At 70.6% G+C, this 5689-nt stretch carries 4 protein-coding genes and 1 rRNA gene; 3 read left to right on the forward strand and 2 right to left on the reverse strand.

Annotation, left to right across the window (positions count from 1 at the left end; translation table 11 throughout):
• Positions 1-81 (forward strand): 5S ribosomal RNA (gene rrf, locus ACFVHB_RS39730); the annotation flags it as partial.
• A gap of 76 nt (positions 82-157) precedes the next feature.
• Here rrf and ACFVHB_RS39735 read toward each other — a convergent pair.
• Positions 158-610, reverse strand: coding sequence for a GNAT family N-acetyltransferase (locus ACFVHB_RS39735; protein WP_380332815.1), 453 nt, complete (start codon positions 608-610; stop codon positions 158-160).
• A 154-nt stretch (positions 611-764) separates the two neighbouring features.
• Positions 765-1556, reverse strand: coding sequence for a VOC family protein (locus tag ACFVHB_RS39740; protein ID WP_380332816.1), 792 nt, complete (start codon positions 1554-1556; stop codon positions 765-767).
• 212 nt (positions 1557-1768) lie between these two features.
• Here ACFVHB_RS39740 and ACFVHB_RS39745 point away from each other — a divergent pair, with 212 nt between their 5' ends.
• Entirely contained in the window at positions 1769-4015 is a 2247-nt protein-coding gene (locus ACFVHB_RS39745; protein WP_380332818.1) for an ATP-dependent RecD-like DNA helicase, read from the forward strand.
• Positions 4016-4239: 224 nt separating this feature from the next.
• Positions 4240-5529, forward strand: coding sequence for a citrate synthase (locus tag ACFVHB_RS39750; RefSeq protein ID WP_380332820.1), 1290 nt, complete (start codon positions 4240-4242; stop codon positions 5527-5529).
• The last annotated feature ends 160 nt before the right edge of the window (positions 5530-5689 follow it).

A 5689-nucleotide genomic window follows, 5' to 3' on the forward strand; every position in this document is an offset into this window, starting at 1 on the left:
ATTCCGAACCCGGAAGCTAAGCCTCACAGCGCCGATGGTACTGCAGGGGGGACCCTGTGGGAGAGTAGGACGCCGCCGAACAATCATTCACAGAGCACCCCCACCCGGATCCCGGGTGGGGGTTCTCTGCGTTTTACGGCGGGATGCGGAAGGCGTACTACAACGGGAGCTTGAAGCCGAGGTGCGAGCCGACGAAGCCGAGGCGCTCGTAGAAGCGGTGGGCGTCGGTGCGGGTCGCGTCGGAGGTCAGCTGGACGAGGTCGGCGCCGAGTTCGCGCGAGCGCTCGATCGCCCAGCGGATCAGTTCGGTGCCGAGGCCGCTGCCGCGTTCGTCGGCGTGGATCCGGACCGCCTCGATGATCGTCCGGGTGGAGCCCTTCCGGGAGAGGCCCGGGACGACGGTGAGCTGCAGCGTGCCGATGGTCCGGCCGGCGCGTTCGGCGACGACCAGGTGCTGGTGCGGGTCGGCGTCGATGCGGGCGAAGGCGTCGCGGTAGGGGGTGAGGTCGTCGGGGCTCTCACGGGTGGCGCCCAGGGGGTCGTCGGCGAGCATGGCCACTATCGCCGGCAGGTCGTCGGCGGTGGCCCGGCGGATCGTCAGATCGGTCATGATCACAGCCTAGGCAGCCCCTGAGGGCCCGTCCCACCCACCCGTGGGCCCTCGTGTCCCCCCGCCCGCCCCCGCCGACGCCGCCAGCCCCCTCAGTGCCCCTTCAGCGCCCCTTCCGGGCCCCTCAGGGCCCGACCCGGCCGGTGACCTGCCGTCACCCGCCCTGCACCGTGCTGGTGATGACGGCGAGGACGGCGCCGTGGGGGTCGACCAGCTGGGCGAGCCGGCCGACGCCGTGCACGTCCGTGGCGGGGACCCGGACGGTCGCGCCGAGCCGTTCGGCGAGCGCGACGGCGGCGTCCACGTCGACGACCTCGAAGTAGGGCAGCCAGTGCGAGGCGGTCCCGGCGGCGGTGTGCTCGGGTCCGAGCTGCATGAGGCCGCCGAGCGCGTCCTCCGTGCCGCCGCCGGCCGGCGTGAGGACGGTGTACATGACCTCGCCGAGCGGGACGTCCTGCTCCTGCCAGGAGAAGACGGCGCGGTAGAACGCCTTGGCCGCCTCGGCGTCGACGCTGTAGCACTCGGCCCAGCAGAACGTGCCCGGCTCGGTGACGGCGTCCAGACCCGCGGTGTCGTGGGGCTGCCAGACGGCGAAGTCGGCGCCGACCGGGTCGGTGTAGCCGGCCATCCGGCCGCTGGTGAACACGGTGAAGGGGGCGAAGCGGACCTTGCCGCCGGCGGCCTCGACCAGTTCGGTGGTGCGGTCGGCGTCGTGGGTGCAGAAGTAGATCGTCCAGCCGGCGCGGGCGTTCTCGTCGCTGAACGGTCCGAGGGCGGCGACGGTGCGGCCGTCCTGCTGGAAGAGGCCGTAGCCGCCGGCCTCGGGCCCGGCGGAGGAGAAGCTCCAGCCGAACACCGTGCGGTAGAACGCGACCGAGGCGGCGGTGTCCGGGCTGGTGAGGTCGAGCCAGTTGGGCGAGCCGGGGGCGAAGGCGGTGGAGAGCATGGCGGCGCGGCTCCTTCGGCGGCGCCCGTCGCGCCGGGGACGCGGCGGGGCGCGGGCAAGGGGGTGGGAGTACCGCTTCCACCCTGGCACCGGGGCGCCCGCCGCCGCACGCGCTGCCGCACCGGCGGAGACGGAGCGTGACCGCACGGACTGTCCGACGCAGGCGGTACGGTGCGAGGCGGAAGCGCACCCGCACGGACGGAGGGGGCCCGGTGGCCAGGCAGACGCGGCAGTCGCCGGTGGGGCAGGCGGACCCGCCGCGCCAGCTCGCCCAGGTGGAGGGGGTGCTGGAGCGGATCACCTACGCCAACGAGGAGACCGGTTACACGGTCGCCCGGGTGGACACCGGGCGCGGCGGCAACGACCTGCTGACCGTGGTGGGGGCGCTGCTGGGGGCGCAGCCGGGGGAGTCGCTGCGGCTGCACGGGCGGTGGGGGTCGCACCCGCAGTACGGCCGGCAGTTCGTGGTGGAGAACTACACGACGGTGCTGCCGGCGACGGTCCAGGGCATCCAGCGCTACCTGGGCTCGGGGCTGATCAAGGGGATCGGGCCGCGGTTCGCCGAGCGGATCGTGGAGCGGTTCGGGGTGGAGACCCTGGACGTGATCGAGAACGAGCCGGGCCGGCTGATCGAGGTGCCGGGGCTGGGGCCGAAGCGGACGAAGAAGATCGCGGCGGCCTGGGAGGAGCAGAAGTCCATCAAGGAGGTGATGGTCTTCCTGCAGGGCGTGGGGGTGTCGACGTCCCTCGCGGTGCGGATCTACAAGCAGTACGGGGACGGCTCGATCGGGGTGGTGAAGAACGAGCCGTACCGGCTGGCGGCGGACGTCTGGGGCATCGGGTTCCTGACGGCGGACCGGATCGCCCAGGCGGTGGGGATCCCGCACGACAGCCCGGAGCGGGTGAAGGCGGGGCTGCAGTACGCGCTGTCGCAGAGCAGCGACCAGGGGCACTGCTACCTGCCGGAGGAGCGGCTGATCGCGGACGGCGTGAAGCTGTTGCAGGTGGACGTCGGGCTGGTGATCGACTGCCTGGCGGAGTTGGTGGCCGCGGAGGGGGTGGTGCGGGAGTCGGTGCCGGGTGAGGCGGGCGAGCCGATCACCGCCGTGTACCTGGTGCCGTTCCACCGGGCCGAGATCTCGCTGGCGAACCAGCTGCTGCGGCTGCTGCGGGCGGAGTCGGACCGGATGCCGTGGTTCGCGGACGTGGACTGGCCGGTGGCGCTGGGGTGGCTGGCGAAGCGGACGGGTGCGGAGCTGGCGCCGGAGCAGGAGCAATCGGTGCGGCTGGCGCTGACCGAGAAGGTCGCGGTGCTGACGGGCGGGCCGGGCTGCGGCAAGTCGTTCACGGTGAAGTCGATCGTGACGCTGGCGCTGGCGAAGCGGGCGAAGGTGGTGCTGGCGGCGCCGACGGGCCGGGCGGCGAAGCGGCTGGCGGAGCTGACCGGGGTGGAGGCCTCGACGGTGCACCGGCTGCTGGAGCTGAAGCCCGGCGGCGACGCCGCGTACGACCGGGACCAGCCGCTGGACGCCGACCTGGTGGTGGTGGACGAGGCGTCGATGCTGGACCTGATCCTGGCGAACAAGCTGGTCAAGGCAGTGGCGCCGGGAGCGCACCTGCTGTTCGTGGGGGACGTGGACCAGTTGCCGTCGGTGGGGGCGGGCGAGGTGCTGCGGGACTTGCTGGCGGACGGCGGGCCGATCCCGTCGGTGCGGTTGACCAGGATCTTCCGGCAGGCGCAGCAGTCGGGGGTGGTGACCAACGCGCACCGGATCAACGAGGGGCTGCCGCCGTTGACGGAGGGGTTGGCGGACTTCTTCCTGTTCGTGGAGGACGACGCCGAGCGGGCGGCCGGGCTGACGGTGGACGTGGTGGCGCGGCGGATCCCGCAGCGGTTCGGGTTCGACGCGCGGCGGGACGTCCAGGTGCTGGCGCCGATGCACCGGGGGCCGGCGGGCGCGGGCAACCTGAACACGCTGCTGCAGGCGGCGGTGACGCCGGCCCGGGAGGGGCTGGCGGAGCGGCGGTTCGGCGGGCGGACGTTCCGGGTGGGGGACAAGGTGACGCAGATCCGGAACAACTACGACAAGGGGCGGAACGGGGTCTTCAACGGCACAGTGGGAGTGGTGACCTCGCTCAGCGTGGACGACCAGCGGCTGACCGTGCTCACGGACGAGGACGAGGAGGTGCCGTACGACTTCGACGAGCTGGACGAGTTGGCGCACGCGTACGCGGTGACGATCCACCGGTCGCAGGGGAGCGAGTATCCGGTGGTGGTGATTCCGGTCACCACGTCCGCCTGGACGATGCTCCAGCGGAATCTGCTCTACACGGCCGTGACCAGGGCGAGGAAACTCGTTGTGCTGGTCGGGTCACGGAAGGCGATCGGGCAGGCCGTGAGGACCGTCAGTGCAGGTCGCAGGCATGCCGCGCTCGACCATCGGCTGGCCACTGGATGATTCTCCAACGGATGGTTGCCTCTATTGTTCTCTTGACGTGAAGAGATTTACGGCAGAGCCTAGGGTGGTGCCGATCTTGTCCGGTTCGTACCGGATGGGGCGGCAGGTTTTGTAGGGGTGGTCCCTTTCGGGCCACCCCGGGTGCGCGGCTGTCCGCCAGATGGGGGATGGTAGAGACAGTCAGGGCACCTTGGAAGAGGATTCATTTCGTCGGTGAGGAAGACGTGAGCGACAACTCGGTAGTACTGCGGTACCAGGACGGCGAGTACGAGTACCCCGTCGTCGAGAGCACTGCGGGCAACGCCGGCTTCGACATCTCGAAGCTGCTCCCGCAGACCGGCCTGGTCACCCTGGACAACGGCTTCGGCAACACCGCCGCCTACAAGTCCGCGATCACCTTCGTGGACGGCGACAACGGCATCCTGCGGTACCGCGGCTACCCGATCGAGCAGCTCGCCGAGCAGGGTGGCTTCATCGAGACCGCGTACCTCCTGATCAACGGCGAGCTGCCGACGGGCGACCAGCTGTCGGAGTTCAACCGCGAGATCACCCAGCACACCCTGCTGCACGAGGACGTCAAGCGCTTCTTCCAGGGCTTCCCGCGGGACGCGCACCCGATGGCGATGCTGTCCTCGGTGGTCGGCGCGCTCTCCACGTTCTACCCGGAGAGCCACAACCCGTTCGACGCCGCCCAGCGGCACCTGTCGACGGTCCGGCTGCTGGCGAAGCTCCCGACCATCGCGGCCTACGCGTACAAGAAGGCGATGGGCCAGCCCTTCGTCTACCCGCGCAACGACCTGAGCTACGTCGAGAACTTCCTCCGGATGACCTTCGCGGTCCCCGCCGAGGACTACGAGCTCAACCCGGTCGTGGTCAACGCGCTGGACAAGCTGCTGATCCTGCACGCGGACCACGAGCAGAACTGCTCGACCTCCACCGTGCGCCTGGTCGGCTCCAGCCACGCCAACCTGTTCGCCTCGATCTCGGCCGGCATCTCGGCGCTCTGGGGCCCGCTGCACGGCGGCGCCAACCAGGCCGTGCTGGAGATGCTGGAGAGCATCCAGAAGGACGGCGGCGACGTCGACGCCTTCATCGCCAAGGTCAAGAACCGCGAGGCCGGCGTCAAGCTGATGGGCTTCGGCCACCGCGTCTACAAGGCCTTCGACCCGCGCGCCGCGCAGGTCAAGCTGCTGGCGCACGAGGTGCTCGGCCAGCTCGGCAAGTCGGACGAGCTGCTCGACATCGCGCTGAAGCTCGAGGAGCACGCGCTCAAGGACGACTTCTTCGTCTCGCGCAAGCTCTACCCGAACGTGGACTTCTACACCGGCCTGATCTACCGCGCCATGGGCTTCCCGACCAGCATGTTCACCGTGCTGTTCGCGCTCGGCCGGCTGCCGGGCTGGATCGCCCACTGGCACGAGATGATCAACGACCCGACCAGCCGGATCGGCCGTCCGCGCCAGATCTACACCGGCACCGAGATCCGCGACTACGTGGCGCTCGACGCCCGCTGAGTCGCCGACGCCCGCCGAGCCGGGCGTGTCCCTGACGCCGTACCGGGAAGGGCCCGGCCGCATCGCTTGCGTTCTAGGAGTCGTTGCAACACCCCAGTTCAGGGGATGCATTGGACTTCGAGATCCGTGAGGACCGGACGGCTCAGGGGCCTGTGAAGCT

Origin of the sequence: Kitasatospora sp. NPDC127111 (assembly GCF_042677465.1) — a bacterium.
Classification (GTDB): Bacteria; Actinomycetota; Actinomycetes; order Streptomycetales; family Streptomycetaceae; genus Kitasatospora.